Consider the following 25,371-nt stretch of genomic DNA (forward strand, 5'->3'; position numbering starts at 1 on the left):
CGCCTCATCCCGTCCGCACCGCGCTGTGGACGGTCTGGGCGCTCAGCACGAACACATCGGGCCGCCGCATGATCCCGGCCGGGTCGCCGGGGTCGAGCAGCCGGTCCAGCGCGACGAGGTCGCCGTCGGCCAGCAGATCGGCGGCGGCCTCGCGCCGGTGGCCCAGTTCGGCCAGGAGCCAGCGGCGGGCCGGGAGGTCCAGCGGGGCGGGCAGATCGAGGAGGAAGGTACGGCTCGTGGCCCCGTCGAGACCGGCCTCGGTCAGCATCGCGGGCCAGTCGTCGATCGTCTCCACCGAGTCCGGCAGCGACTCCCGCATCTCGGCGAACATCTCCCTGTTGACCACCTCGAGCCGGGCCAGCAGACCGGGCCGCCCGAGCCCCGTGTGGTACGGCAGACAGTTCAGCGGCAGCCCGCCCTCGGCCAGGGCCAGCACTCCCCCGGGGCGCACCAGCCGGGCGAGCTCGCGGACCGCCCCCCGCTGGTCGCCCAGGTGGTGCACGGTCTTGCTGGACCAGATCAGATCCGCCTCGCCCAGTGCCCCGAGATCGCCGGGCAGTTCGGCGAACCGGGTGGTCACCCGGTCGGCGAGGCCCAGCCGCGCGGCACGCTCCCGGGTCCGCTCCAGCAATTCCGGAGTGCCGTCCACCGCGACCACCTCGGCCTCCGGGAAGAGCTCGGCGAGCAGACAGGTGACCACCCCGGGGCCGCTGCCGACATCGAGGATCCGGTGCACGGCCCGGCCGGTCCGTCCGTCCAGCCACTCCGCGGCCTGGCGGTGGACCGGGCCGTTCAGCTCGGCACCCTGCTCCAGGAGCGGACCGAGGACGTTCCAGTCGAGATCGGTGTGGTGATGTCCCTGGGTGTGGGCGTGCGCGCCCTGGTGTCCGGTCATGGCGCCGAGCCTCCCCCGCGCCCCGAGGGAACGCCAACGTATCTTGCCGGAACGGCAATTCCCCGGTCCGCGCCGCTGCCTGCCCGTCTTCCTGCGCATCTTCGGAGCAGCTTCACCAATCCACGCCCTTCCGCGCCACGAATGAGGTACGACACGTGCGTGTGCGCCGCATCGCTCATCCCGGAAGGACGGCCTGTGAGAGAACCCGTGTACATCGGCGGACCGGCCGCCCGCGGCCCGGCCCTCGAGGAGTTGCTCCACATGGTGGCCCGGGGGGACCAGAACGCGTTCGCGGCCCTGTACGACGCCGTCAGCGGGCCCGTCCTCGGGCTGACCCGCAGTCTGCTGCGCGACCCCGCGCAGGCCGAGGAGGTCACCCAGGAGGTGCTGGTCGAGGTGTGGCGGACGGCGGCGCGGTTCGAGCCGGGGCGGGGCAGCGCCATGGGGTGGATCATGACGCTGGCGCACCGGCGCGCGGTGGACCGGGTACGGTCCGCGCAGGCCGCGTCCGACCGCGAGGCACGCGCCGCGCTGCTCGCCCGCACCCCCGCGTTCGACGAGGTGACCGAGCAGGTGGAGGCCAGGCTGGAACGGGAGCAGGTGCGCCGCTGCATGCGGACGCTGACCGAGCTGCAACGGCAGTCGGTGACGCTCGCCTACTACCGGGGCCGTACCTACCGCGAGGTGGCGGAGCTGCTGTCGCTGCCGCTGGGGACCGTGAAGACCAGACTCCGGGACGGGCTCATCCGGCTCCGGGACTGCATGGGGGTCGGGGCATGACCAGAGCCGATCTGCACACCTTGACGGGGGCGTACGCGGTGCACGCGCTGTCGGGCCGGGAGCTGGAGGAGTTCGAGCGCCATCTCGCGGTGTGCGAGGCGTGCGCCCAGGAGGTGGGGGAGCTGCGGGAGACCGCCGGACGGCTGGCGGTGGCCAGCTCGCTGACGCCGTCCCCGCTGATGAAGGACGAGGTGATGCGGCGGATCGCCACGGTCCGTCAGGAGCCGCCGCGGGTGGCGGCCCATGACGGCCGCGACGACCGGCGGACCCAGGAGGGCCGTTCCGGCGCCCGCGAGTCCCATGCCGGACCCCGGCGGCGCGGTGGGCGCCGCCGGGGCCTCGACTACGCCCTGGCGGCCTGTCTGGCCGGGGCCACCGCGCTCGGCGGGGCCGCGGTGTGGCAGTACCGGCAGGCGTCCGACGCCCGGGACACCGCGGGCCGCGCCGAGCGGCGGGTCGCGGAGGTGGAGGAGCTGGCCCGGGTACTGGCCGCGCCGGACGCCCGTACCCGCAGCGGCAGGCTGACGGACGGGGCGACGGGCGCGGTCGTGGTCTCCCGCGGCCTTGACCGGGCGGCGTTCCTCGCCTCCGGACTGCCCGAGCCGCCCTCGGGCCGGGTCTACCAGCTGTGGTTCAGCGACGGGGGCACGATGCGCTCGGCGGGGCTGCTGCACACCAAGGACGGTGGCACGGCGACCCTGCTGCACGGGCCGGTCGGACAGGCGTCGGCCATGGGGCTCACCGTGGAGCCCGCCGGGGGTTCGAAGGCACCGACGACCGACCCGGTCGCGCTGATGACGTTCCCCTCGGGCTGAGCCGGTGTAAACGAACAGGGTGACCTCTTCGATCGCCGTCTTCACCTCCGATCTGCGGCTGTGTGACAACCCCGTGCTCCATGCCGCCCTCCGCGCCGCCGACCAGGTCGTTCCGCTGTTCATGGTGGACCGCGCACTGGCCCGCACGGGGTTCGCCGCCCCCAACCGGGTGGCGTTCCTGGCGGACGCCCTGGCCGATCTGGACGCGGGGCTGCGCAAACGCGGGGGCCGTCTGGTCCTCCGTAAGGGTGATCCGGTGGCGGAGATCCGCCGGGTGGCGGCACAGGCGGACGCCGCGGAGGTCCATATCGCGGGCGGGGTGAGCGGCTACGCGGGGCGGCGCGAGGCGCGGCTGCGCGAGGCGCTGGCCGCGGACGGGCGGACCCTGCGGGTGCACGGCGCGGTGGTGACGGCGGTCGAACCGGGCGAGGTGGTCCCGGCGGGCAGGGACCACTTCGCCGTGTTCACCCCGTACTTCCGCGCCTGGCAGCGGATCGAGCCGCGCCGGGCGCTGGCCGCCCCGCGCACCGTGCCGATGCCGGGGCTGTCGGGCTTGCGCTCCGAACCGCTGTCCGCGGTGGCCTCGCTCGCCCCGGGCACCCCCTCGCCCGGACTGCCCGAGGGGGGCGAGACCGCCGGGCGCCGCCGGTTCCACGCCTGGCGGCGGTCGGGGCTCGACGGTTACGCCGACGACCACGACGACCTGGCGGGCGACGCCACCTCCCGGCTCTCCCCGTATCTCCACTTCGGCTGTCTGTCCGCGGCGGAACTGGTGTGCCGGGCACGGGAGGCGGGCGGTGCGGGCGCCGAGGCGTTCGTCCGGCAGCTCGCCTGGCGCGACTTCCACCACCAGGTGCTCGCCGCCCGCCCGGACGCCGCCCACACCGACTACCGCCCCCGCCACGACCGGTGGCGCGCCGATGACGCGGAGATCGCCGCCTGGAAAGCGGGCCGCACCGGCTATCCGCTGGTCGACGCCGGGATGCGGCAGCTCGGCCACGAGGGCTGGATGCACAACCGGGCCCGACTGCTGGTGGCCGGCTTCCTCACCAAGACGCTGTACACGGACTGGCGGATCGGCGCCCGGCACTTCCTGGACCTGCTGGTGGACGGCGACATGGCGAACAACCAGCTCAACTGGCAGTGGGTGGCGGGCACCGGTACCGACACCCGCCCCAACCGTGTGTTCAACCCGCTCGCCCAGGCCAGGCGCTTCGACCCGGACGGCTCGTATGTGCGCCGCTGGGTCCCGGAACTGGCCGGAGTGGCGGGCCCGCGCGTCCACACCCCCTGGCGCCTCCCGGAAGCCGAGCGCTCCCGTCTGGACTACCCCGACCCCATCGTCGACCTGCAAGCGGGCCTGAACCGCTTCACACGTGCCCGGGGCCGCGGCTGACGTCCCGTCGGGGCTCCGCCCCGCGCTCCGGCCCGGCGGTCAGACCGGCACCGCCGGGTACCAGGACTCGGGGGTGACCGGCATGCAGCTGACGCCGCGGTCGGTGGGGCGGACCGCGAGGATCTGGTCGATGCCCATCCGGCCCTCCTCCAGGGCGAGGGCCGCACCGGCGAGCCACAGGTGCCGGCCGCGGGCGGTGGCCTCGCCCACCAGGCGGCGGAAGCCGTCCCAGTCGGCCTCCAGGGTGGTGCGCCAGGCGGTGACCGTGCGAACGTAGTGCTCGCGCAGCGACTCCGAGGCACGCACCTCGAGTCCGGCCGCTTCCAGACGGCCAATGGTCTCGCCGAGCGGGCGCATCCGCAGCTGGGGGGCGAGGTACGCGGCGAGCGGCGGCCCCGCGTCGGCCCCCGGGGACGGGCGGGAGATCTGCTGGACCAGGGCCCGGCCGCCGGGGCGGAGCATCCGGTGCAGGGTGCGGACGAGGTCCGGGTACTGCTCGTCGCCGACGTACTCGCCCGTCTCGACGCAGGCGACGGCCTCGTACTGGCCGCCCCGCAGAGCGCGGTAGTCGCACAGGTCGACGTCGATCCGGTGGTCCAGGCCGAGTTCGCGGACCCGCTCGGCCAGCAGGTCGTGCTCCTCGCGGACCGTGGTGACGGCGGTGACCTGCGCGCCGTAGCGGTCGGCGGCGTGCAGGGCGAGGGCTCCCCAGCCGCAGCCGATGTCCAGCAGCCGGGCGCCGGGCACCAGGTTCAGCTTGCGGCAGATGACGTCCAGCTTGTCGCGCTGGGCGTCGGCGAGCCGGTACGCGGGGTCCTCGCTGGTCCAGTAGGCGCAGGACTGAGCCATGGACGGGTCCAGCAGCCGTTCATGGAACTCGGCCGTGGCATCCGGGCCCCCGGGGGCCGCGCGGGCGGGCGGCCAGGGGCCGAGGGCGCCGAGCCGGGCGGCGGTGGCGGCGGCTCTGGCCCGGGTGGTCAGGGCGGGTCCGGATGGCGGCGCGGGACGCCCGCGTACCGCGTGCCACACGGCGCGCAGGCCCTCGGTGACGTCGCCCTCGACATCGAGGTCACCGCTGATGTACGCCTCGGCGAGGCCGTATCCGGTGGGCCGCCACACCAGCCCGCGCAGCGCCCGCCGGGAGCGCAGCCGCACCCGGGGCGCCCCCGGCGGCCCCGCCTCGCTGCCGTCCCAGGCGCACAGCCGCACCGGAAGCGGGGCGCCGAGCAGGCGCTCGGCGAAGGGGACGAGGGCAGCGGCCACGTCGCTCATCGGTCTGCCTCCTGAAGCAGAGCCGCCGGCGTCCTCACTCCGCCGCACGGCCACCGGTATCTTCCGGGAGGTATTCGGGGCCGTCCGGGCGGCGGATTGGTCACCTCACACGTCGCGTGCGCCGTGCTCCCTGGCCGCGGCCTCGATGCGGCGCGCGAGCCCGAAGTCCAGCTCGGTCACCTTGCCGCCCACGCTGTGGGTGTTCACCGTGACGCCGACCGTGTTGTACCCGAGCGTCAGATCGGAGTGGTGGCCCAGCTCCTCCTGGATCCGGGCGATCTCCGCGACCAGTCCGGCCGCCCGCGGATGACCGTCGAGGACATAGCGGCGCGAGAGCCGGTCGTCGGCGTAGGACCAGCCGGAAAGCGGTTCGAGGCGGTCCTCGATCTCCTGCTGGCCGAGCGGCTCGACTGCCATGGCACATCCCTTCGTCCTGGGTGGCGGACCGGCTCGTCCCGGTGACGGGTCGGCGCCTCCACCCTGCCACGTCCGCCCTCCGGGGTCGGTTACCTTCGGTCCATGACAACTGCCACGTCGGCCGGGGTGGGTGAGCTGCTGCGCGGCTGGCGGACCCGCCGGCGCATCAGCCAGCTTGAGCTCGCGCTGCGCGCCGATTCCTCCTCGCGCCACATCAGCTTCATCGAGACCGGCCGCTCCCGGCCCAGCCAGGAAATGGTGCTGCGGCTCGCCGACCATCTCGACGTACCGGTGCGGGAGCGCAACGCGCTGCTGCTCGCCGCGGGTTACGCCCCGCACTACCCGGAGCGGGCGGTCGACGACCCCTCGATGGGCGCGCTGCGCGAGGGGATGGAGCGGCTGCTCACGGGCTATGAGCCCTACCCAGCGCTGGTGGTGAACGGCACCTACGAGGTGCAGGCGGCCAACCGCGGGATCGCCATGCTGCTGGACGGCGTCGCGGACCATCTGCTGGTGCCGCCGCTCAACGCGATGCGCATCACCCTCCACCCGGAGGGCCTGGCGCCCCGTATCCGCAACTTCCGCGAGTGGCGCGGCCATCTGCTGGACCAGATGGACCGCCAGCTCGCGGTGATGCGCTCCCCCGCCCTGCGGGCGGTGTACGAGGAGGTGGCGGCCTATCCGCTGCCGGTGGCCGGTGGCCGGGAGAGCGCCGTGGCCGGGGGCCATGCGCCGTTCGCCCTCCCGATGATGATCGAGCACGGCGGCCGGGTGCTCTCCTTCATCTCCACCATCGCCACCTTCAACACCCCCATGGACGTGACCGTCTCCGAGCTGGCCATCGAGACGTTCCTCCCGGCCGACCGGGAGACCGCCGCCGCCCTGGGGGAGCTGGTCAGGCCGTAGGGACGCGGTCCAGGAAGCCGAGGACGGAGCGGATCCGGCCGTCCTCGGCCAGGGTGATCACATCGAATCCGGCGACCGGCGCGGAGCCGTCGGCGGTGGAGACCAGCTCCCAGGTGAACCGGACGATGTCGTGGTGGCCGTCGGCGGTGCCGGTGTGGCGGAACTCGAAGCCGGGGAACTGCTCATGGGCCCCGGCGATGACGGCGGCGAGCTGCTCATGGCCGCGGACGTCGACCAGCGGGTCGGTGTAGCTGCCGTCCTCGGACCAGGCGGCGGCGACGGCCTTGGCGAGGGTGTCGGCTTCGGTGGCGTTCCACGCCTCGAAGTAGCGGGCCACGGCGGCGTTGTAGTCGAAGGTCATGGGGGTCACGCTCCTCAACGGGAATGCGAATGCGACTGGTCAGGGACCGGATACCGGGCCGGAGTGCGCCGGCCCGGGATCCGTTGCCCTCACTCTGCCGCGGCACCGCCGGGAGGGTCGATGACCTCTGAGGTCATGGCGGTGGTCAGGAGCGCTGGGCCGCCACCAGCTCGATGGCCTCCTCCTTGGTGGCGACGGCGGGCGGGGAGCCCTCCAGGGGCTTGCGGGCGGTCTCCTTCATCGCGACGGTGGCGATGATGCCGACGAGGGCCGCGGCCATCGTGTAGTACGCGGGCATCAGATCGTCGCCGGTACCGCTGACCAGGCCCTCGATCGCCAGCGGCGTGGTGCCGCCGAAGAGCGAGACGGAGATGTTGAACGCGATGGACAGCGAGCCGTAGCGCACATCGGTCGGGAACAGCGCGGGCAGCGACGCCGACATGACGCTGACGTACGGCAGCAGGCACAGCCCCAGCAGGAGCAGCCCGGCGAACACCGCGGCGGGGCTGCCCTGCTTGATGAGCAGGAAGCTGGGCACGGCGAGGACGAGGAAGCCGGCCGAAGCGCTCATCAGCAGCGGTTTGCGGCCTATGCGGTCGGAGAGGCGGCCGACGAAGGTGATGGCCGCCATCAGGACCAGCATCACCACGATGATGGACACCAGGGCGCTGGTGCCGCTGTAGCCGAGGGTGTCCGACAGATACGTCGGCATGTAGGACAGCAGCATGTAGTCGGTGATGTTGTACGCGGCCACCAGCGCGATGCACAGCACCATCACCGGCCACTGGGTCCGGAACACCTGCCAGAACGGCCGGGTGTTGCGCTCCTCGGCCGCGGTGGCGCCGTTGTCCTCCAGCTTCCGGAAGGCGGGCGTCTCGTCCAGCTTCAGCCGCAGATACAGGCCGATCAGCCCGACGGGGGCGGCGGCCAGGAACGGAACGCGCCAGCCCCAGGACTGCATCGCGGAGTCGGAGAGCGCCACGGTCAGCACCGTGACCATTCCGGCGGCGGCGGTGTAGCCGATGAGGGTGCCGAACTCCAGGAAACTGCCGAAGAATCCACGGCGTTTGTCGGGCGAGTACTCGGCGATGAAGGTGGATGCCCCGCCGTATTCACCGCCCGTGGAGAAGCCCTGGAGCATCCGGAAGAGGATGAGCAGCGCGGGCGCCCCGAAGCCGATGGTGGCGTATCCGGGGATGAGGCCGATGGCGAGCGTACTGGACGCCATCATGATCATGGTGACGGACAGGACTTTCTTCCGCCCGATACGGTCGCCGAGCGGTCCGAAGTACAGCCCGCCGAGCGGCCGTACAAGAAACGCGACGGCGAATGTCGCAAGCGAGGAGAGAACCTGGGCCGTGTCATTTCCGGACGGAAAGAAGACCTTGCCGATGGTGACCGCAAGATAGCTGTAGATCCCGAAGTCGAACCATTCCATGGCGTTTCCCAGCGCCGCCGCCTTCACGGCCTTCCGAACCGCTCTCTCCTCCGTCACCGTGATATCGCTGCGGCGCAGCGGCGGGTTCTTGCGGCGCTTGACGGCCCGCATCAGCCGAGGGTGACGGGGGGCGGAAGCGGCGGCCGGGGCAGGGGTTTCGGAATCAGTCGGGATCGGCACAGGCAACTCTTTTCACTGGACGAACGTGTTGCGCTTACCCCACGTTCGACGTGGTATGCGAGGGCGGCCTGTTGAGGATGCCGGGCGGCTGACCTGCCCTGCCGCGCCCCGCCTCGAGGCGCGTTCGACCGCCTTGCAAGGGACTCCCGGCATCTTCGAGGCCATGTGCTACGGCAAAGAGCTGCGAGAAGCGATCGGGTCGCCTCGCACCACACCACTCATCGGTATCTACGACATGTACTCGGCCTCCATCGCGGCCGAGCACTACAACGAATTAGCTGTCTCGGGATTCGGCTTCGCCGCATCCCATTACGGGCTTCCGGACATCGGTTTCATCGCCTGGCCCGACCTGCTGGGATTTGCGGAACGGCTGCGCCTGGCCTTCCCCGAGCACCATCTGCTGGTCGACATCGACGACGGATATGTGGACCCCGAAGTCGCCTGCCATGTGGTGCAGCGGCTGGAGCGGGCCGGGGCCTCCGGAGTCATTCTGGAGGACCGGAAGCGTCCGCGCCGGTGCGGTCACGCGGACGGCAAGCTGGTCCTGCCGCTCGAGGAATACCTCGCCAAGCTCTCCTCGACCCGTACGGCCGCGTACCGATCGCCGCCGATCTGGGCCTCCTCCTCGGCCGAGATGTACACCGAAGCGCTCCGCAGCGGTCCGATCCGGGCGGGCAGCGGCCGCAGCAACACCTCCTGCGCCGCCACCGCCACCGATCGCACCTGCCGCGGCCGCCGCCGGTGGCGTGGCTCCGACCGCGCCCGGAGACACCGGGCCGCGAGGAGGAACACCCACCCCGCCTGCCGGACCGCCCGGACTCCGCCCGGTCAGCCGGCCGGGTCGGCGGGCACCACTCCGGCCTCCGGGGCCGACGCGGCCGCCACCGTGGCCGTGGTCACCCCGGCGGCAGCCGAACCGGCATCGCGCTCGCGGCGCGCCGCCATCCAGACGTAGACCAGCACCCCCGCGAACAGGAAGAGCACGCCCTGGTACACCGCCGCGTACCCGGCGCCCGCGACCAGCCAGAACGAGAAGCCGAAGCCCGCCAGCGCCAGGGTGACGTCCCAGACGAGGCGGCCCGTCCGCACCTCCTCGCGCCGGCCCGACAGCAGGAAGTACAGCTGGGCACCGGCCGCCAGCAGATAGGGGACCGTCGCCGAGAAGGTGGTGATCAGGACGAGGATCTCGAAGAGGCCGCCCGAGCCGGAGGTGTAGTTGACCACGATCAGCAGCGAGGCCAGCAGCACGCCCACGAAAACGCCGAAGGTCGGCACCCCGCGCCGCTTGGCGCCGAAGGGCGCCGGGAAGAGGCCGTCCCGGGCCGCCGCGTACGGCGCCTGCGCGCTCATCAGGATCCAGCCGTTGAGCGCGCCGACGATCGAGACCACCGCGGCCGCCGCGATCAGCGTGCCGCCCCACGCGCCGCCGAACATCGCGTTCACCGCGTCGGAGAACGGGGCGGTGGAGTTCACCAGGTCGTCGTGGGCGACGGTGCCGAACACCGCCACCGTGCCCAGCAGATAGACCACGGCCGCGCCGATCGTGCCCAGCACGCTCGCCCGCCCCACATTGCGCTCCGGGTCGCGGACCTCGCCCGCGCTCATCGACGCCGACTCCACGCCCACATAGCTGTAGAGCAGGATCGCGGCCGCCGCCGACAGCCCGCCCAGCGCACCGCTGCCGGTCTCGTTGAACGCGCCGAGGTTGTCCGGGTCGAAGAAGAAGAGGCCGCCGACGGCGACGAAGAACAGCGGAACGAACTTCAGCACCGTGGAGACGATCTGCACCGCGCCCACCCACCGCGTCCCCGCCAGGTTGGCCAGCGCCGGGAGCCACAGCGCCAGCAGCGCCACCCCCAGGTTCACGCCCTCGCTGTCGTGGCCCGGCATCAGTACGTGCACATAGCCGACCGCAGCCACCGCGAGCGCCGCGTTGCTGACCCAGGTCATCGTCCAGTACGACCAGGCCGACAGAAAGCCCGCGAAGTCGCCGAACGCCGCGCGGGCGTGCACATACGGCCCGCCGGTGCGCGGATCGCGCTCGGCCAGCCGTCCGAAGACCAGCGCGAGCGCGATGGCACCGACGGTCAGGACGACGAAGGCGAGCAGGCTGAGGGTGCCGAACGGGGCGACGGAGGCGGGCAGCAGGAAGATGCCGCCGCCGATGATGTTTCCCATGACGAGAGCGGTCGCCGTGGGCAGGCCGAAGCGGCGCGGGTGGTGCTGGTCGGGCATGAGCACATCGTCATAGACGATGTACGGTGCACCAAATTACCGGGCTTTATTCGGCGCGACCCGGCTGACCACGGGAAATGGTGCGGCGGTTGCACCGTTCAACCGCGTTTTATCCGGCGCCCCCGCCGACACCTCCGGAGCTTCCGGGATCTGCGGGGTCTGCGGTCCGTTCGCCTCCGCCAGCCAGCGCCGCAGCACGGTGTGCACCCGCTCGGCCCCCACCAGTTCCTCGCCCTCGCCCACCGGCGGGCTCAGCTCCCCGGGCCACATCAGGAAGGGACGGCCCTGCTCCCCGCCGAGCCCGCCGTGCGAGCCGATCTGCCCCTCGAAGGCGTGCACGGTGCCCGTCTCCGGGTCGTACGCGGAGTTGACCATGATGTCGGGGGTGTTCGCGAAGTGTGCGGTGCGCCGTACGGCCGCCGCCGCCCCGGGCCCGAAGGCCGCCAGGGGGCTGGTCCCGACGGTCCGGCCGCTGTCCAGATGGTGTTCCGCGCCGCCGCGCCCCAGCACCACCGCGCCGTGCTCCTCGGACATCACCAGCACGAACCCCACCCCGGCGTGGTCGGCGAGCGTCCGCAGCAGCGCCGGATGGCGGGCCTCGATCCGCTCACGGCTCATCCGGCCGCTGACATCGGGGAAGGACACCAGCCCCAGATTGCCGGAGGCGAGCACCACCGGATCGGACGGCGGCCGCCCCTCCCCGTCCTTCTCCGGCCGCCGCAGTGCCGCCCGCGCCGCCTCGCGCGCCTCCGCACCGCACGCCTCCGCACCGCTCGCCGTACGCCCGGCCCGCCGTGACACCGGCAGTCCGCAGCCGGCCCGCACCAGGTCCTCCAGCGTGAGCCCGTACGCCCCCGCGAAGGTGGCGCCCGGACTCTGCCCGTGGTCCGACAGCAGTACGATCCGGTAGGTGCGCGGTGCCCGTTCGGCGACCTTGGCGATCAGCGCGATCGACCGGTCGAGCCGGGCCAGCACCTGCCGGGCGTCCCGGCTGCGCGGCCCGGAGTGGTGCGCCACCTCGTCGTACGCCACCAGGTCGGCGTAGACGGCGGTACGCCCGGAGAGGATGTCCCCGATCACCGCCGTCACCACCACATCCCGCTCCACGACCGTGGCGAACGCCCGGATGAAGGGGTAGGTCCCGCCGCGCTTCACCCGCGGCTGCTCCCGGCGCAGCGCGGCCCGGGTCGCCTGGGCGATCTCCCGGACGACCTCGGCGAGGAAGGACACGGCGGTGCGGGTGGCGTTGGCCGGGTCGGAGAAGTACGCGAAGTAGCCGGACCGGGAGCGGTTGTGCTTACCGCGCCGGGCCGCCACCGACAGCACCAGCGCGAGCTGCTGCGCGCCGCCGGTGAAGAGATTGCCCCGGCTGGCGCCGTCCACCGTCAGCAGTCCCTCGTGCCCCGCCCTGGCGGCCGCTCTGCGCTGCAACTCGGCCGCGCCGGTCGGCCGGTTGCTCACCATCACCTCCCGGGTCTCCTTCTCGTACCAGCGGAAGGCGGGCACGTCCTCGTTGGACCCGTGCAGGATGCCGAGCTGGCTGGCGCCGGTCTGGCTGGACCAGTCGGTGCGCCACGGCATGACCCGGTGGCCGTTCCCCAGCCACCCGGCGACCGTGGGCATCACCGGCGGCCTGCCGTCCCGCTCCCGCAGCGCCTCCCGCAGCACTGCGTGGCCCACCCCGTCGAGCTGGAGGAAGACCGTCCCCGGGGGCAGCGCCCGGCCACCGTCCTCACCGAGCCGCCGCCGTCTGCGGTCCGCGAGCCGGGCCAGCCGCCGCCGGTACGCGCCGTCGTCCCGCACCGTCAGAAAGGTGCTGGTGGCCGAGGACGCGGCCGACATCACGGCCGCCACCACGATCGCGGTCTCCGGTTCGACGGCGCCGCGTCCGTCGGGGATGAGGCTGATGGCGAGCAGCAGCATCGAGCCGTTCAGCACGAAGACCAGCAGCCCCAGCACCAGCGCGGGCATCAGCAGCAATGCCCGCACCAGCAGCGGCCACACCAGCGCGCTCAGCACACCGAACGCCCCCGCGCCGCTCGCGGCCGTGATGGCGGTCCGGGTGGCGCTGTCGCCGTCGCCGGACTGGAGACGGAAGTCCGGCAGGGCCCCGGCCAGCGCCAGCATCGTCAGCGTGGACACCGCCCACACCGCCGTCACCCGCAGCAGGGCGCCCCCCACGGTCTTCCATCGGGGCATCTGCACGCCGAAAGCCTCACTTCGTCTTACGCCCGCGCACCGCATGCGCGGATGGGCTTCCAGCGTCGCACAGGGCGGTGAACCGCGCCGGGCCGGTGGACCGCACTCAGCCGCCCCAGCTCTCGTACGGATCGTGCGGGGCCGGGACCGGCCGGACGCGGTGCGCGTCAAGATACGGGATGACGCCGCCGTTCACGGGGTCCTTGGTCCGCCGCGCGGTGTAGGTGCCGGTCACCTCGACCCAGGAGTCGGGTTGCAGCACGGGCGGAATCCGCCCGGTCAGCCCGATCTTGACGGGCTGGGCATCGGCGGCGCAGCAGCTGAGGACCATACGGACGAGATACGGTTCGCCGCCCCCGTCGAGGGCGATGAACCCGGTCACCGTGATCCGCCGGTCGCCGAGGGAGTGCCCGTGGTCGTAGGCCGCGCGACCGCCGTAGTCGGCGAGACCGAGCCGGACGGTGTCGCGGCCGCCCGACGGCAGGTCGGGGTAGCCCCAGGACGGTTGCAGGGCCGTACCGGTGCGCATGGCGGTGTACGAGCCCAGCGCGGGCGGGGCGACCAGGACGAGGGCGGCCAGGGGCAGGACGAGCAGCCAGGAGACACGGGGTTCGCGGTGCACATGGCCGTCGCCGTGCGGCTCGGCGGCGTCCGGTCGCCGCACTTCGTACCAGACGGTGGCGACGGCTGCCGCGATCAGGACAACCCCGGCCGCCAGCAGCAACGGGCGCAACCCGGCCTTGACGTAGCGCAGATACAGATCGGTGAATCCGGCCCGCAGCAGCGCCCCGCCGGTGAGGAACAGCACGGCCGCCTGCGCCTGCCGGTTCACAGCAGCACCGCCCCGGTCAGGGCCGCCACCACAACGGCCAGCGCGAAGGTGGCGGGCGCGAACCGCAGCGCGAACCCGCGGCCGAAGGTGGCGGTCTGCATGGCGAACAGCTTGAGGTCGATCATCGGACCCACCACCAGGAACGCCAGCCGGGCGGTGAGCGAGAACTGCGACAGCGACGCGGCCACGAACGCGTCGGCCTCGGAGCAGATCGACAACAGCACCGCGAGAACGGCCAGCACCAGCACCGACACCACCGGACCGTCGGCCGCGGCGCGCAACCAGCCCGCCGGGACCACGGCCTTGAGGGTGGCCGCCACCATCGCGCCGACGACGAGGAAGCCACCGGCGTGCATCACGTCGTGCCGCACCGACGCCCAGAACGCCGCCCCCTTGCCCAAGCCCTCGGTCGACGGCCGGGCCGGTGGCCGCAGCCAGTCGGTGCGCCCCAGCCGGTGCCACAGCCAGCCCATCGCACACGCCACGACCAGACTCGCCACGAACCGGGCGAGCACCATCCGCGGTTCACGCGGAAACGCGACGGCGGTGGCGGTCAGCACGATCGGGTTGATCGCCGGAGCGGACAGCAGGAACGCCAGCGCCGCCGCCGGGGTGACCCCCCGCCGCACCAGCGCCCCCGCCACCGGCACCGAGGCGCACTCGCACCCGGGCAGCACCGCCCCGGCCACCCCGGCGGCGGGCACCGCCAGCACGGGCCGCTCCGGCAGCGCGCGGGCGAAGAACGACGGCGGGACGAACACCGCGATGGCCGCCGACAGCAGCACCCCCAGCACCAGGAACGGCAGCGCCTGCACGACGACCGCGACGAACACGGTCATCCAGCTCTCCATCGCGGGCGCGGCCAGCCCCCGCCGGATCGGGCCCTGCGCCGCCACCACCAGGAGCAGCAGCATGGTCAGTACCAGCGACGAAGCCGACTGCCGCCCCGGCGGCGGGTCCGCCTCGCGCTGATCCCCTGTGGGCGGGGCTGCCTTGGTGGTGGCCACGGGTGAGATACCTCCGGTCGGGCGGCGCGAGTGTTCCCTCTGCCCTGTCAGTACGCCCGCGGTGGCCCGGCTGCTCATTCCTCCCACGGGGCCCGGGACATCGGCCAGCAGAATCGCGCCTCTAGGGTGTGACATCGCGAGAAACCACCGACCGGCCCGGAGTCGCCATGCCCCCGCGGATGAAACTCAGCGCGATCACCCTCGACTGCCCCGACCCACCCGCGCTGGCGGCGTTCTACCAGCAGGCCACCGGCCTCGAACCCCACCCGAAATCCCACGCCGACTTCGCCGGTCTCACCGGGGAGGACGGGCTCCTCATCGGCTTCCAACGGGTCGAGAACCACCGGCCTCCGAGCTGGCCCGACCCGACCGTTCCCCAGCAGCTCCACCTCTGCTTCGCGGTCGAGGACCTGGACGAGGCCGAGACCCGGCTGCTCGAGCTGGGCGCCGGGAAACCGGATCACCAGCCGCACGAGGAGCGGTGGCGGGTCCTCACCGACCCGGCCGGCCACCCCTTCTGCCTGACGGTCAGCGGCTGAACCTCCAAGGGGGCTCCCACACCTGGCCGGTGCGGGAGCCCCCTCCCGTCATCTGATGCGGGACGTCAGCCGATGTGGCCGCGTATCCACTTCTGGTGCTCCGCGACGCTCGGGTAGATGTCGGGCGTCGAGGCGCAGTCACCGACGGACCGGCTGGTCACGCCGGTGAGCCGCCAGCGGCCGTCCACCTTGGCCAGCGCGGGCGCGCCCGAGTCGCCGCCGCACGTCCCGGCCTTGCCGCCCGGGTTGTCGGTGCAGAAGTCACCCTCGCGGATGCCCCAGGCGTCCCCGTCCGTCTCGTTGGAGATGCACGTGGCGGTGTCCGGCGCCAGCACCGGCAGGTTGACCTCGCGGTGCCTGACAGGGAGCTGCGAAGGGTCGTTGCCCGTCGCCTTGGTGTAGCCCCACCCCGTTGCCTTGATGGTCTCCCCGGGTGCGGGGGTCCTGACCGCCAGCGGCGCGGGCTTCTTCGAGACCTTGGAGGCGAGTTGGATCAGCGCGAGGTCATGGGCGCTGCCCTCCTCGTCCGAGATCTTGTAGTCCGGGTGGACCACGAACTTCTTCACCTTGGCGACCTCGCCGCCCTTGGTGCGGTCGAGGGAGCCGATCCGCACGTGGTAGGCCTTCGGGTCGTTCACACCGCCGTCGGCGGTGACGCAATGGGCCGCCGTCAGCACCCAGCCGGAGGCGACGAGGGTGCCGCCGCAGTAGTGGCCGTCGGGGTCGTCGCCGCGCTGCTTCTGGAGGGAAGCGACGAACGAGTAGTTCTCGGTGGACTCCTGACCGCCGATGATCCGCGTCTGGTATCCGGAGTTCCCGGACCTCCCCGAGTCCTGGGCCGCATAGGCGACCGTGCCCGCCGTGGCGAGGCCGACGGAGAGAGCCGATACGAACACCGCGCGCGCGGCCTTGCCCTTTCCACGGGCGAGGCGGTTGCCGAGGTTCTCCGGGTTTTCCTGGCTGTTCCTGATGAGCCTTTCCTTTCCTCTTCCGGCCCGCCGCCGAAGGGAGGGCGGTGCCGGGTGCTTGCTCGCTTGGGCGGCGGCCCCGTCAGGAGGTGACGCCGACCGCCACGGGCGCACGACGACGCATCGCCGTAGGCCCTGCCCAGTCGAGAAGCCGCCGTTCCGAGCAGCCGCCGCTGCTCGGAGGTCGGCGACGATCTCCGCCGGCCGCCGCAGCGCGCTCGCGACACGCGCCGGGTTCTGGCCGAAGTAGGGGTTGTCGGGGAGAGGGAGGGACGAGCCGAGGGCCCAGCCGACGGCGAGCGGGCCGAAGCCGACGGCAGGCTCAACCGGCCGTCGGCATCAGCAACGTGCCGATCGCCAGATCGCCCTGCACCCACACGTGGAGAGCACCGCCTCCCGCGCGACGGCGACAGCGGCGGTGTCGGTATCGGTATCGCTATCGGTCAAGCCCGCGAGGGCGGCTGCCTTCGGGCGGACGCCGGCCTCAACGGCGAGGAAGTCCCGGGGGTCGCCCAGCGGTACCCCGCGGAACGTCACGTTGCCCAGCCCCCGACCGCGGTACCGCGATGACGGGCGGTTCGGCCCACGGCGGGAACTGCGCCGCTACCGGCCGACGCGCCAACGGTGCGTCGAGGGGTGGTACGTGGCTGGCGGTGGCGGTGTCGGTACCGCACGCCTCATTGGATGACACAAATATCTCCCCGTTACATGCTGCACAGCACGTACGCCCTATCTCATCGTCCCCAACTCTGTCTTGTCCAGGGGATTTTGGGGATCGCCCAGTACGCCTGTGCGACTGTGCGAGGCACGGGACCGGGGGCTACGAGCCCGCGATCTCCCGGATCCGCTTCACCGCCCCTCCCAGCGCAACGTGCCGATGGTGACCCGCTCGCTGTCCAGCAGCGATGTGTGACTCTGATGCGTGGTGTCCGAGCGACTCCGCGGTCGCTACGAAGAACTCCGCACGGGCCACCTCGGCCCGGTGGCCGCGTCACCGCACCAGGCGTACTGGCGCTCCGGCTCGACGGTCAGGCCGTAGTCGTAGAGCGACGGGCCGCCCAGGGCGAGCCAGGCGGACCACGCCTGTTCCACTTCGTCGGCCAAGCGGCGGGGGCCGCCTTGGTGGGCGATGGTTCCGTGGTCGCTCGTGGCGGTGAGGGCCGTCCAGGACGATGTGCCGTCGTGCAGCCAGGCGTTGACGCCGTCCTGGTCGATCGCCGTGGTGATCCGGACGTCCGGGAGGGCGACGCGCAGCGCGAAGATCAGGTGCCAGTTGTCACGCAGTGGGGCAAGGTCCCGCGCGACGGGCCGTTCGTCGGCCGGTGGGTCGTCGCCGCGCACCTCGGCGTAACTCCGGCCGGGACCGGCGGTGCCACGGGCGGGCATGAAGGTGGCAAGGCCCTGCACCCGTCCGGTGGCCGAGCGCCCGTCGTCGGCGACCGTGAGGGCGACATGGCCCAAGTGACCCCAGGGGGTGACGATCCGGCCGCCGGAACGGGTCTGCTCCACCCAGGCCCACGGCACCTCGTCCACGGCGTACGTGGAGATGACCCGGTCGTACGGCACCCCGGACGGGCAGCCCTCGGTCCCGTCACCTACGTGGACGGTGACCTCCGTCGCAGCCTCCTTCAGCCGATCGGCGGCCCGCTCCGCCAGCCCGGCGTCGACCTCGACGCTCACCACCCGCCCCGCGGCGCCGACCCGTTGGGCCAGCAGTGCGGCGTTCCACCCGGTGCCGGTGCCGAGCTCCAGCACACGGTGGCCCGGTTCGAGGAGCAGGGAGTCGAGCATGTCCACCACGACGCCCTGAGCCGACAGACTGGACGTCGGCACGCCATCGGTGATCTGGGTGGCCGCCGCCAGGTCCGGGGACTCGTACAGTTCGGCGGCCCACCGCTCAGGATCGGCGGAGCGGTCGAGGGGCACATACGCGTGGCCGTCCCAACGCCACAGCCGGTCCGGCGCGAAGGTGTCCCGGGGCACGGCGGCGACGGCGCGACGGATCCAGGTGGACCGGGCGGGCCAGGCGCCGCGCCGATCCATGACCGCCGCCAGTGCGGCGCGCTGATCGTCGAACGTCATGGGCTACTTCTTGTGCTTGCCGTTGCCGGACTCGGGAGGCGGAACCTGACCGTCGCTGTTGCCCGGCGGCGGCTTGCCCTGGCCCGGGTCGGGCGGTGGCTTTTCGTGCTTGCCCATGCCTCCCCCTTCGCCGCGATGGATCGGGCCCATCGTGACGTGCGGGTCGGCGCGCCGGGTAGGGCGCACGGGTGTGCGCCGGGTTGCCCGGTGGTGCCGCAGCTACGAGGACGGCAGGGCCGAAAGCAGGGGAGAGCGGTCGAAGAAGACCTCGTTCCGCGTGATCAGCCCGCCCCTCAGCGAAACAGTGCACACCCCGTCACACTCGACGCCACCGTTCGGCGTGGGGATGTCCGCGTGCCAGTAGTTGAGGAAGCCATCCCGCAGGGGCCTGACGTCCGTGTTCGTCCATACCCAGTCCGGAAACCTGCCCAGCAGGCGCCGGAAGTAGGCCACGATCTCGTCTCGCCCCCGCACACCGCCGGGAACGGCAGGATCACAGTAGACGGCGTCATCCGCGTAGAACGCGGCAAGTCCCTCGGGATCGTTCCCCGTCCAGGCCGGCAGCCACCGGGACGTGAAGGCGCGAGCCTCGACCTCGCCGAGCCCTTCAAAAGTCGCCACGATCGGCCTCATTTCTCACAAGGGTGCAGGACCGGCCCCAAGTTACCGGCCGGTTGACACAGATGGAACATGCATCAGAACGGTGATCCCCACGGGACGCCCCCGACTCAGGAATCCAGCACGGCCGCCACGGCCTCGATCTCCACGAGCTGATCGGTGTAACCCAGCACGGTGACCCCCATCAGTGTGCTGGGCACATCGTGGTCACCGAGTGCGTCCCGATAGACGTCCCACGCCGCCACCAGGTCCTCCCGGCGGGAGGAGGCGACCAGGACACGGGTGCTGACGATGTCCTCCAGCGACGCACCCGCGTCCGCCAAGGCGGTCTTCATGTTCTCCACGGCCTTGGCCGCCTGCCCCGCGACATCCCCGATCGCAGCCGTGGAGCCGTCCTCGTTCAGCGGGCAGGCACCGGCCAGGAAGATCAGCCGCGCTTCGGCCGGGGCCGTGGCCGCGTAGGCGTACTCGGCGACATCGGACAGGGACGCGGAGCGGATCAGCGTGACGGCGCGGGGCATGGGCGGTTCCTCTCGCGGTGGATACGGGTCGCGTACAGGTTGAGCACGACCCTCTCAAGGACCGGCTCCGTGTTCGACGCAATTTCCCGGCCGTCGGTCCCGACACGGCGCCAGCCAACCGAATCACCAGCCGCACGAGGAGCGGCGGCGGGTCCTCACCGCCCCGAACGCTCTCAACCGACCGTTCTAGCCGCCTATGACGTCCTTGAACGTCTCGATCGTCCGCCGCCGCATGGTCAGGAATGCGAGCCACGAGCCGTCCGCGCAATGCAGGCGGAAGCGGGCCATCAGCTGGAGACGCGGGCGGCGTTCCACGCGGGCGGTCCAGGAGCGGGGTATTTCCCAGACGGGGGTGCCATCCAGGGGGCGCACGAGCCCAACGCGCTGGTCAGTGACGCGCAGCAGCAGCCCGCCCGACGTCTCCGGCATACCCGACGCGATGGTGCCGGCCCCCGCGGACACGGCGCCGACGGATTGCACAAGGTGGTCGCCGAGCGCTCCACCGGCCTTTCCGTGCCCGTGGTAATTCATCTTCACGCCCTTGGCGCTCTTGGCCGGCACCACGATGCCGAAAGCGAGGAGTTGCTCTCCCGGCGCCAACTGGCTGAGCGCAGACCGCTGATGCGTGGACATCTGTTCGGGCATGAGGGCGATCCTATGGCATCAGTGATCCGCCCCGAGGACGGCCCCGGCTCAGCCCTGGCGCATCCGCCGGGAATCGCAGGCATCTATAGGCGCACCCGGGCCCACACGGTCTTGCCGACGACGCGCTCCCTGACGCCCCATGCCTCGGCGAACGTGTCCACGATCGCCAGCCCGCGTCCGGACTCGTCGTCGGGGGCGGCCTCTCCGATCATGGGGCACCCGTCACGCGGATCGGACACCTCTAGCCCGACCAATTTTCTGCGTCATATGCGATACACACTTCGAAGTACCGCCCTGGTACACGGCCGTGCCGTACCGCATTGGTCGCCAGCTCGGAGAGGACGAGCTGCACGTCAGCCACCTGACCTGCGTCAACGCCCCACGCGAGAAGTGCGGTACCGGCCGCGTGCCGCGCGTGGTGGACAGATGGCGGGACGGGAGTAAACCTCTGGTTCCAGCCAAGGCGGGGGTTTACGTTGTGACTTTCCGCGTTCATGGGCCCACTGTCGGTGCAGGCGGCTAGCTTCACCAGTGACAGAGCGTCGACGGCGGCGACCGGCAACTGCGGTCGAACGCCCGTTGATTGATGTTGAGCCGCGTTGAGGGGTGGGCTGAGATGTCACAGTCGAAGAAGAAGGACTCCGCGCCGCCGACCGTGCAGTACTTCGCCGCTGTACTGCGGCTTCTGCGCGAACGGGCGGGCCTGACACAGGACGAGCTGGGCGCGCTGATGAGCTACACGGGTTCGGCGGTGAGCGCGGTGGAGACGTGTGCGAAGCCGCCGACGGACGAGTTCATCGATGCGGCCGAGAAGGCACTGGACGCGGGCGGGTTACTGAGGTCGGCGATCAAGTACCTGCGGCTTGAGCGCTACCCGGCCCATTTCCAGGGCTTTGTGCAGTTGGAGCAGGCGGCACTCAGTCTCTCCTCGTACTGCACCCAACTGATTCATGGCCTTCTGCAAACGCAGGAGTACGCCCGCGCAGTACTCGACAGCGCCTTCCCTCCCCTCGAGGGAGAGGAGATTGAGCAGCTTGTTGACGCGCGGGTGGAACGCAAGTCGTTGTTCGACCGTAAGCCCATGGCCGTGCTGAACGTGGTCATGGAGGAGGGGGCGTTGCGTCGACGGATGGGCGGACGCGAGGTGATGCGCGATCAGTACGCGCACCTGATCGAGTGCGCATCACGCCCCAACGTCGTCGTGCAGGTTATGCCGAACAGCCGTGCTGGGCATGCTGGGCTTCAGGGGCCGATGACGTTGATCGAGACAGCCGATGACACATCCGTGGCCTACTTGGAAGGTCACGGGAAGAGCATCCTGATGTCCAAGCCGGACGAGGTAGGCGTGCTTTCCCGTCGCTATGCCATGATCAGGTCGCAGGCCCTCGGGCCGGAGGAATCCGTAGGCTTCATCGAGGAGTTGATGGGTGAGCTATGAGCAACCTCGCCTGGTTCAAGAGCAGCTATAGCGACTCCAGCGGCGGCGAGTGCATCGAGGTCGCCTACGACTGGCGCAAGTCGAGCTACAGCGACTCCGGCGGCGGCCAGTGCGTCGAGGTCGCCACCGTGACCCCCGCCGCCGTCCACGTCCGGGACTCCAAGAACCCCGACGGCCCCAACCTCTGCATAAGCGCCGCCGCCTGGTCCGCGTTCCTCGGCTACGCCACCCGCTGATCCGGGGCGCCCCCACCGGGGCGCCCACAGGGTCACACCTCAGAGGGCCCAGGAGTGGGCCGGATCGTCCAGCCAGGCCCGTTGCCCACCGGCGGTGACGGTCAGGCCGAAGCGGGTGTGCTCCGGCCTCTCATGGCCGACCCACCACCGGTAGGCGCCGGCCACCTCGTCCCACAACCGGCGGGGCCCTGACTGCCAGACACGGGCCTCGGCCTCCCCGTCGCGGAACATCACGCACGCCCATGAGCGGTCACCGAGCCCGTAGAACCACACCGGGCGGGCCCCGTCGCGCTTGTCGGCCACGGCCTGGGCACAGTCCCGTACGCGGAGCCCCAGCGCGAAGGGGAGGGCGGTGTACCTGCCGGTGACGAACTCCGCTTCCGTGATCTCCGTGGTGGACGTGTGGGCCCCCGCCATGCCTTCCGCCGGGATGTACTCACCATGCCCCGGCAGCGACAGCCGCTGAGCGCGCAGCTTCATGAACTCCACGGGCCGGGTGAAGTGTCCGGACGCCTCCCCGGTACCGACGACGAGCCGGGCGACGGCATCCGCGTTGCTGTAATGGGTGCCCCACGGGGCGATGATCAGGCCGCCGGGCCGGGTCTGCTCGATCCATGCCCCGGGGATCTCCCGGACCGCGACGGTGGCCAGGACGCGATCGTAGGGGGCGGCGGGCACGTGCCCTCCGGCACCGTCGCCCCGGACCACCGTGGGGAACAGTCCGGCCGCGCGGAGGCGTTCGTCGGCCCGGAGCGATACGGCAGGGTCCACCTCGACCGTGGTCACGTTCCCGCGCCCGAGCCGGTGGGTCAGGGCCCCGGCCGTCTCGCCGGTACCGGTGCCGACGTCGAGCACGTTCATGCCGTCGTCCACCGCTGTCGTGTGAAGCAGTGTGTAGACGACCGAGGGCATGGACGAGGAGCTGGTGGATACTCTTCCCGGCCGGGGACCGGAGTGTTCGCCGTCATCCCACTGGGTCACGATGGGGATGTTGCTGTCCGCCGCCGCGTACCACGCGTCCGGGCCATCCGCCCGATCGACGGCAACACCCCTGCCCGCGTCCATGTCGAAGGGCCACATCAGGTCCGGCAGGAAGGCAGCCCGGTCCACGGCCGCGAAGGTCGGAGCCCAGTCCGGAGTCAGCACACCCCTCTCAAGGAGGACGCGCCCCAGCTCCTTGCGGCTGGGGCGCCCCGTCTGGGCGACGTCGAAACTCACTTGCGATGCGTCCCGTCGCCGGGCGGAGTGTCGCCGTCAGGGGACGGCGGCTCCTGCGGGGGCGTCCAGGGCTGGCCGGGATGCCCGTCCCCGCCCCCTCCGTCTCCGCCGTGCCCTTCGTCCACAGCGGTGATGATCTCGGCGTTGCGCATGTCGTGGCCTCCTCGGTCGTCGCTGTCCACGCGGTGCTGCGGCAACCCGCCTCGAGGGTGACGACGCTAGCAGCGGGGGCTCAACTCCCGGTCAAGATGGGGCGGGACCGGACGAGACCTACACCCGCCCGTGGGCCTTCTGTGCCCTGCGCGACAGCGAGTCGAGGACCACCGCGATCAGCAGCACACCGCCGGTGATCATGAACTGCACGGCGGCCTGGATGCCCATGAGGGCCACGCCCGAGGCGATGGACTGGATGACCAGCACACCGAGCAGGGCGGACCAGGTGCTGCCGCGGCCGCCGAAGAGGCTGGTGCCGCCGATGACGGCGGCGGCGATGGCGTTCATCAGCAGGTTGTTGGAGACGGAGGTCTGGCTGACCGAGCTGATGCGCGAGGCCAGGAAGAGGCCGCCGATCGCGGCCATGGTCCCCGACATCATGAAGGCGGAGATCCGCACCAGATCCACGTTGAGACCGGCCCGGCGGGCCGCTTCGACCCCGCCCCCCAGGGCGAAGATCATGCGCCCGTAGGCCGTACGCCGCAGCACATAGTCGAGGCCGACCAGCACGAAGAGGAAGATCAGCAAGGCCAGCGGCAGGCCCTGGAACTGGTTGAGCAGAGCGGCGGCGACGAAGCCGACGACGGCGAGGACGCCCGTACGCAGCCCGATCTCGGTCAGGGACCGGAACGGCACCTCGGCCCGGCGGCGGCTGCGGGCGTCCAGCCAGGAGCCGAGGAAGTACCCGGCCGCGCCGAGCGCGGCCAGCCCGTAGGCGGCGGCGATGTCGTTGAAGTAGAAGTTGGTCAGCTTGGCGACCAGGCCCCGGTCGTCGATGTTGATCGTGCCGTAGGTGCCCATGATGTAGAGCATCAGGCCGTACCAGCCCAGCAGTCCGGCGAGGGTGACCACGAACGCGTGCACACCGACCTTGGCGAAGAAGAAGCCCTGTATCGCTCCGACCGCGGTTCCGCAGAGCACGGCCAGGACGACGGCGGGAAGTTCGGGCATGCCCTGGTTGACGTTGAGCACGGCGAAGGTGGCGGCGGCCAGGCCGCTGACCGAGGCCACCGACAGATCGATCTCGCCGACCAGCAGGACGAAGATGACACCGACCGCGATCATGCCGGTGCCGACGATGTCCACGCTGAGGTTGGAGAGGTTGCGCGGGGAGAGGAAGTGCGGGTTGATGGTCTGGAAGATGATCCAGATGAGGAAGAGGCCGAGCACAACGGGGACGGACCCGAGTTCACCGCTGTGGTAACGGTGCTTGAGCTCGTGGACGCCGCGCCCGACGAGGTGCGCGGGGGCGCCCGCCTTCCGCACCGCGGCGGCGGTTCCGGCGCGCTCGCCCGGCGCCGGGCGTTCCGCCTGCCGCGCCGACCCGGGCTCTCCTGGTGAGGTGCGTGTTCTGTTCACAACTCCCCTTCCCGCACCGTGCGGCGTGTCACGGCGTTGTCGGAGGCGCCGGTGATGGAGGAGACGATCTGCTCCTGCGATGTGGTGGTCACGTCGAAGAACCCGTTGTTGCGGCCGAGGCGGAGCACCGCGACCCAGTCCGCGACGGCCTTGACGTCGCCCAGGTTGTGGCTGATGAGCAGGACGCCGAGGCCGCGGTCGCGCAGCCGCTCGACGAGGTCGAGGACCTGGGCGGTCTGCTCGATGCCGAGGGCCGCGGTGGGCTCGTCGAGGAGGACCAGCCGGGGTTCGCCGAGCATCGAGCGGGAGATCGCGACGGTCTGGCGCTGGCCGCCGGAGAGTGAGGCGACCGGGCGGCGTACCGCGGGGATGCTGATGGAGAGGGTGTTCAGCAGTTCCAGGGTGCGGCGTTCCATCTCCACCTCGTTGAGCACGCCGAAGCGGCGGACCTCGCGGCCGAGGAAGAGGTTGCCGACGACGTCGAGGTTGTCGCAGAGCGCGAGGTCCTGGTAGACGGTGGCGATGCCGAGGTGCTGGGCGTCGTGGGGGCGGTTGATCTGGACCGGGTGGCCATCCCATTCGAGGACGCCCTCGTCGGCCGGGTCCACGCCCGCGATCACCTTGATCAGAGTGGACTTTCCGGCGCCGTTGTCGCCCACGAGGGCGATGACCTGGCCCGCGTAGATCTCCAGATCGACGTCGGCGAGCGCCTGGACCGCGCCGTACCGCTTGAAGACGCCGCGCAGCGCCAGCAGGGGCGGGGGTGACGTGCAGGTCATCTGCTCCTCCCTTCGCCACCCG

At 71.6% G+C, this 25,371-nt stretch carries 27 protein-coding genes and 1 pseudogene; 8 read left to right on the forward strand and 20 right to left on the reverse strand.

The window, feature by feature from the left end; all coding sequences use genetic code 11:
• Positions 1-4: 4 nt before the first annotated feature.
• Complete coding sequence (locus HUT19_RS08740) at positions 5-895, reverse strand: trans-aconitate 2-methyltransferase (protein WP_176179904.1); 891 nt, start codon at positions 893-895, stop codon at positions 5-7.
• Between the two features lie 195 nt (positions 896-1,090).
• Here HUT19_RS08740 and HUT19_RS08745 point away from each other — a divergent pair, with 195 nt between their 5' ends.
• The 3 genes from HUT19_RS08745 to HUT19_RS08755 are packed head-to-tail and all read left to right on the forward strand — an operon-like array spanning position 1,091 to position 3,886.
• Positions 1,091-1,675, forward strand: coding sequence for a sigma-70 family RNA polymerase sigma factor (locus HUT19_RS08745; protein ID WP_176179905.1), 585 nt, complete (start codon positions 1,091-1,093; stop codon positions 1,673-1,675).
• Positions 1,672-2,490, forward strand: coding sequence for an anti-sigma factor (locus HUT19_RS08750; RefSeq protein ID WP_176179906.1), 819 nt, complete (start codon positions 1,672-1,674; stop codon positions 2,488-2,490). Before HUT19_RS08745 ends, HUT19_RS08750 begins: the two co-directional genes overlap by 4 nt.
• A 19-nt stretch (positions 2,491-2,509) precedes the next feature.
• Positions 2,510-3,886: a deoxyribodipyrimidine photo-lyase gene (locus tag HUT19_RS08755; RefSeq protein WP_176179907.1), complete on the forward strand. Its 1,377-nt coding sequence runs from the start codon at positions 2,510-2,512 to the stop codon at positions 3,884-3,886.
• Between the two features lie 39 nt (positions 3,887-3,925).
• Here the strand turns inward: HUT19_RS08755 and HUT19_RS08760 are convergent, their stop codons facing one another.
• Positions 3,926-5,158: a cyclopropane-fatty-acyl-phospholipid synthase family protein gene (locus tag HUT19_RS08760; protein ID WP_176179908.1), complete on the reverse strand. Its 1,233-nt coding sequence runs from the start codon at positions 5,156-5,158 to the stop codon at positions 3,926-3,928.
• A gap of 105 nt (positions 5,159-5,263) precedes the next feature.
• Complete coding sequence (locus HUT19_RS08765; protein ID WP_176179909.1) at positions 5,264-5,575, reverse strand: 4a-hydroxytetrahydrobiopterin dehydratase; 312 nt, start codon at positions 5,573-5,575, stop codon at positions 5,264-5,266.
• Between the two features lie 102 nt (positions 5,576-5,677).
• Between HUT19_RS08765 and HUT19_RS08770 the strand changes: the two genes are divergently transcribed.
• On the forward strand, positions 5,678-6,481 hold the full coding sequence (locus HUT19_RS08770; RefSeq protein ID WP_176179910.1) for a helix-turn-helix domain-containing protein: 804 nt from the start codon (positions 5,678-5,680) through the stop codon (positions 6,479-6,481).
• Here the strand turns inward: HUT19_RS08770 and HUT19_RS08775 are convergent.
• Together HUT19_RS08775 and HUT19_RS08780 are read right to left on the reverse strand one after the other, a co-directional pair.
• Positions 6,471-6,842: a nuclear transport factor 2 family protein gene (locus tag HUT19_RS08775; RefSeq protein ID WP_176179911.1), complete on the reverse strand. Its 372-nt coding sequence runs from the start codon at positions 6,840-6,842 to the stop codon at positions 6,471-6,473. The genes HUT19_RS08770 and HUT19_RS08775 overlap by 11 nt on opposite strands.
• Positions 6,843-6,987: 145 nt before the next feature.
• On the reverse strand, positions 6,988-8,391 hold the full coding sequence (locus tag HUT19_RS08780) for an MFS transporter (protein WP_176179912.1): 1,404 nt from the start codon (positions 8,389-8,391) through the stop codon (positions 6,988-6,990).
• Positions 8,392-8,623: 232 nt separating this feature from the next.
• Between HUT19_RS08780 and HUT19_RS42880 the strand changes: the two genes are divergently transcribed.
• The gene (locus HUT19_RS42880) at positions 8,624-9,415 is read left to right on the forward strand and encodes an isocitrate lyase/phosphoenolpyruvate mutase family protein (RefSeq protein WP_254885493.1); all 792 of its coding nucleotides are present in this window, start codon (positions 8,624-8,626) and stop codon (positions 9,413-9,415) included.
• On the opposite strand, the pseudogene HUT19_RS08790 reads toward HUT19_RS42880, so the two are convergent.
• From HUT19_RS08790 to HUT19_RS08805, 4 genes and pseudogenes are all read right to left on the reverse strand, one after another.
• Positions 9,391-10,695, reverse strand: a pseudogene (locus tag HUT19_RS08790) (amino acid permease); the annotation flags it as partial. The gene HUT19_RS42880 and the pseudogene HUT19_RS08790 sit on opposite strands and share 25 nt — an antisense overlap.
• 36 nt (positions 10,696-10,731) lie before the next feature.
• Positions 10,732-12,894 (reverse strand): phage holin family protein, encoded by a 2,163-nt coding sequence (locus HUT19_RS08795; RefSeq protein WP_176186664.1) that lies wholly within the window; start codon positions 12,892-12,894, stop codon positions 10,732-10,734.
• A gap of 106 nt (positions 12,895-13,000) precedes the next feature.
• The gene (locus HUT19_RS08800) at positions 13,001-13,726 is read right to left on the reverse strand and encodes a TIGR03943 family protein (RefSeq protein WP_176179914.1); all 726 of its coding nucleotides are present in this window, start codon (positions 13,724-13,726) and stop codon (positions 13,001-13,003) included.
• Complete coding sequence (locus HUT19_RS08805) at positions 13,723-14,733, reverse strand: permease (RefSeq protein ID WP_254885494.1); 1,011 nt, start codon at positions 14,731-14,733, stop codon at positions 13,723-13,725. Before HUT19_RS08805 ends, HUT19_RS08800 begins: the two co-directional genes overlap by 4 nt.
• 167 nt (positions 14,734-14,900) lie before the next feature.
• Between HUT19_RS08805 and HUT19_RS08810 the strand changes: the two genes are divergently transcribed.
• Positions 14,901-15,272, forward strand: a complete 372-nt coding sequence (locus tag HUT19_RS08810; protein ID WP_176186666.1) for a VOC family protein — start codon at positions 14,901-14,903, stop codon at positions 15,270-15,272.
• A gap of 65 nt (positions 15,273-15,337) precedes the next feature.
• On the opposite strand, the gene HUT19_RS08815 is transcribed toward HUT19_RS08810, so the two are convergent.
• From HUT19_RS08815 to HUT19_RS44215, 7 genes are all read right to left on the reverse strand, one after another.
• Positions 15,338-16,168, reverse strand: coding sequence for a trypsin-like serine protease (locus HUT19_RS08815; RefSeq protein WP_176179916.1), 831 nt, complete (start codon positions 16,166-16,168; stop codon positions 15,338-15,340).
• A 1,020-nt stretch (positions 16,169-17,188) separates the two neighbouring features.
• Positions 17,189-18,322: a methyltransferase domain-containing protein gene (locus HUT19_RS08820; RefSeq protein WP_176179917.1), complete on the reverse strand. Its 1,134-nt coding sequence runs from the start codon at positions 18,320-18,322 to the stop codon at positions 17,189-17,191.
• A 219-nt stretch (positions 18,323-18,541) separates the two neighbouring features.
• Complete coding sequence (locus HUT19_RS08825; RefSeq protein ID WP_217712251.1) at positions 18,542-18,943, reverse strand: nuclear transport factor 2 family protein; 402 nt, start codon at positions 18,941-18,943, stop codon at positions 18,542-18,544.
• A 107-nt stretch (positions 18,944-19,050) separates the two neighbouring features.
• Complete coding sequence (locus HUT19_RS08830) at positions 19,051-19,461, reverse strand: RidA family protein (RefSeq protein ID WP_176179919.1); 411 nt, start codon at positions 19,459-19,461, stop codon at positions 19,051-19,053.
• Between the two features lie 186 nt (positions 19,462-19,647).
• Entirely contained in the window at positions 19,648-20,106 is a 459-nt protein-coding gene (locus tag HUT19_RS08835) for a hypothetical protein (protein WP_176179920.1), read from the reverse strand.
• Between the two features lie 83 nt (positions 20,107-20,189).
• On the reverse strand, positions 20,190-20,318 hold the full coding sequence (locus tag HUT19_RS43930; RefSeq protein WP_303331605.1) for a hypothetical protein: 129 nt from the start codon (positions 20,316-20,318) through the stop codon (positions 20,190-20,192).
• Positions 20,319-20,347: 29 nt separating this feature from the next.
• Positions 20,348-20,602, reverse strand: a complete 255-nt coding sequence (locus HUT19_RS44215) for an ATP-binding protein (protein ID WP_176179921.1) — start codon at positions 20,600-20,602, stop codon at positions 20,348-20,350.
• A 120-nt stretch (positions 20,603-20,722) separates the two neighbouring features.
• Between HUT19_RS44215 and HUT19_RS08845 the strand changes: the two genes are divergently transcribed.
• Complete coding sequence (locus HUT19_RS08845) at positions 20,723-21,544, forward strand: helix-turn-helix transcriptional regulator (protein ID WP_176179922.1); 822 nt, start codon at positions 20,723-20,725, stop codon at positions 21,542-21,544.
• On the forward strand, positions 21,541-21,780 hold the full coding sequence (locus HUT19_RS08850) for a DUF397 domain-containing protein (protein WP_176179923.1): 240 nt from the start codon (positions 21,541-21,543) through the stop codon (positions 21,778-21,780). The genes HUT19_RS08845 and HUT19_RS08850 overlap by 4 nt, the downstream gene beginning before the upstream one ends.
• A gap of 39 nt (positions 21,781-21,819) precedes the next feature.
• On the opposite strand, the gene HUT19_RS08855 is transcribed toward HUT19_RS08850, so the two are convergent.
• From HUT19_RS08855 to HUT19_RS08870, 4 genes are all read right to left on the reverse strand, one after another.
• The gene (locus tag HUT19_RS08855) at positions 21,820-22,998 is read right to left on the reverse strand and encodes a methyltransferase domain-containing protein (protein WP_176179924.1); all 1,179 of its coding nucleotides are present in this window, start codon (positions 22,996-22,998) and stop codon (positions 21,820-21,822) included.
• On the reverse strand, positions 22,995-23,150 hold the full coding sequence (locus HUT19_RS08860; RefSeq protein WP_176179925.1) for a hypothetical protein: 156 nt from the start codon (positions 23,148-23,150) through the stop codon (positions 22,995-22,997). The genes HUT19_RS08855 and HUT19_RS08860 overlap by 4 nt, the downstream gene beginning before the upstream one ends.
• 118 nt (positions 23,151-23,268) lie before the next feature.
• Positions 23,269-24,570 carry a sugar ABC transporter permease gene (locus tag HUT19_RS08865; RefSeq protein WP_176179926.1) on the reverse strand — a complete coding sequence of 434 codons (1,302 nt, stop codon included), beginning with the start codon at positions 24,568-24,570 and terminating at the stop codon, positions 23,269-23,271.
• On the reverse strand, positions 24,567-25,349 hold the full coding sequence (locus HUT19_RS08870) for an ATP-binding cassette domain-containing protein (protein WP_176179927.1): 783 nt from the start codon (positions 25,347-25,349) through the stop codon (positions 24,567-24,569). Before HUT19_RS08870 ends, HUT19_RS08865 begins: the two co-directional genes overlap by 4 nt.
• Positions 25,350-25,371: the final 22 nt, after the last annotated feature.

Source organism: Streptomyces sp. NA02950 (assembly GCF_013364155.1).
In the GTDB taxonomy this organism is placed as follows: Bacteria; Actinomycetota; Actinomycetes; order Streptomycetales; family Streptomycetaceae; genus Streptomyces.

Bases quoted from the DNA above. Each gene is read 5' to 3' on its own strand.
- HUT19_RS43930 (WP_303331605.1), bottom strand. From the start codon at position 20,318: ATGATCGGAGAGGCCGCCCCCGACGACGAGTCCGGACGCGGGCTGGCG.
- HUT19_RS08810 (WP_176186666.1), top strand. From the start codon at position 14,901: ATGCCCCCGCGGATGAAACTCAGCGCGATCACCCTCGACTGCCCCGAC.
- HUT19_RS08765 (WP_176179909.1), bottom strand. From the start codon at position 5,575: ATGGCAGTCGAGCCGCTCGGCCAGCAGGAGATCGAGGACCGCCTCGAA.
- HUT19_RS08795 (WP_176186664.1), bottom strand. From the start codon at position 12,894: ATGCCCCGATGGAAGACCGTGGGGGGCGCCCTGCTGCGGGTGACGGCG.
- HUT19_RS08845 (WP_176179922.1), top strand. From the start codon at position 20,723: ATGTCACAGTCGAAGAAGAAGGACTCCGCGCCGCCGACCGTGCAGTAC.
- HUT19_RS08860 (WP_176179925.1), bottom strand. From the start codon at position 23,150: ATGCGCAACGCCGAGATCATCACCGCTGTGGACGAAGGGCACGGCGGA.
- HUT19_RS44215 (WP_176179921.1), bottom strand. From the start codon at position 20,602: ATGAACGCGGAAAGTCACAACGTAAACCCCCGCCTTGGCTGGAACCAG.
- HUT19_RS08775 (WP_176179911.1), bottom strand. From the start codon at position 6,842: ATGACCTTCGACTACAACGCCGCCGTGGCCCGCTACTTCGAGGCGTGG.
- HUT19_RS08820 (WP_176179917.1), bottom strand. From the start codon at position 18,322: ATGACGTTCGACGATCAGCGCGCCGCACTGGCGGCGGTCATGGATCGG.
- HUT19_RS08750 (WP_176179906.1), top strand. From the start codon at position 1,672: ATGACCAGAGCCGATCTGCACACCTTGACGGGGGCGTACGCGGTGCAC.
- HUT19_RS08835 (WP_176179920.1), bottom strand. From the start codon at position 20,106: ATGCCCGAACAGATGTCCACGCATCAGCGGTCTGCGCTCAGCCAGTTG.
- HUT19_RS08780 (WP_176179912.1), bottom strand. From the start codon at position 8,391: ATGCGGGCCGTCAAGCGCCGCAAGAACCCGCCGCTGCGCCGCAGCGAT.
- HUT19_RS42880 (WP_254885493.1), top strand. From the start codon at position 8,624: ATGTGCTACGGCAAAGAGCTGCGAGAAGCGATCGGGTCGCCTCGCACC.
- HUT19_RS08760 (WP_176179908.1), bottom strand. From the start codon at position 5,158: ATGAGCGACGTGGCCGCTGCCCTCGTCCCCTTCGCCGAGCGCCTGCTC.
- HUT19_RS08850 (WP_176179923.1), top strand. From the start codon at position 21,541: ATGAGCAACCTCGCCTGGTTCAAGAGCAGCTATAGCGACTCCAGCGGC.
- HUT19_RS08740 (WP_176179904.1), bottom strand. From the start codon at position 895: ATGACCGGACACCAGGGCGCGCACGCCCACACCCAGGGACATCACCAC.
- HUT19_RS08870 (WP_176179927.1), bottom strand. From the start codon at position 25,349: ATGACCTGCACGTCACCCCCGCCCCTGCTGGCGCTGCGCGGCGTCTTC.
- HUT19_RS08770 (WP_176179910.1), top strand. From the start codon at position 5,678: ATGACAACTGCCACGTCGGCCGGGGTGGGTGAGCTGCTGCGCGGCTGG.
- HUT19_RS08830 (WP_176179919.1), bottom strand. From the start codon at position 19,461: ATGCCCCGCGCCGTCACGCTGATCCGCTCCGCGTCCCTGTCCGATGTC.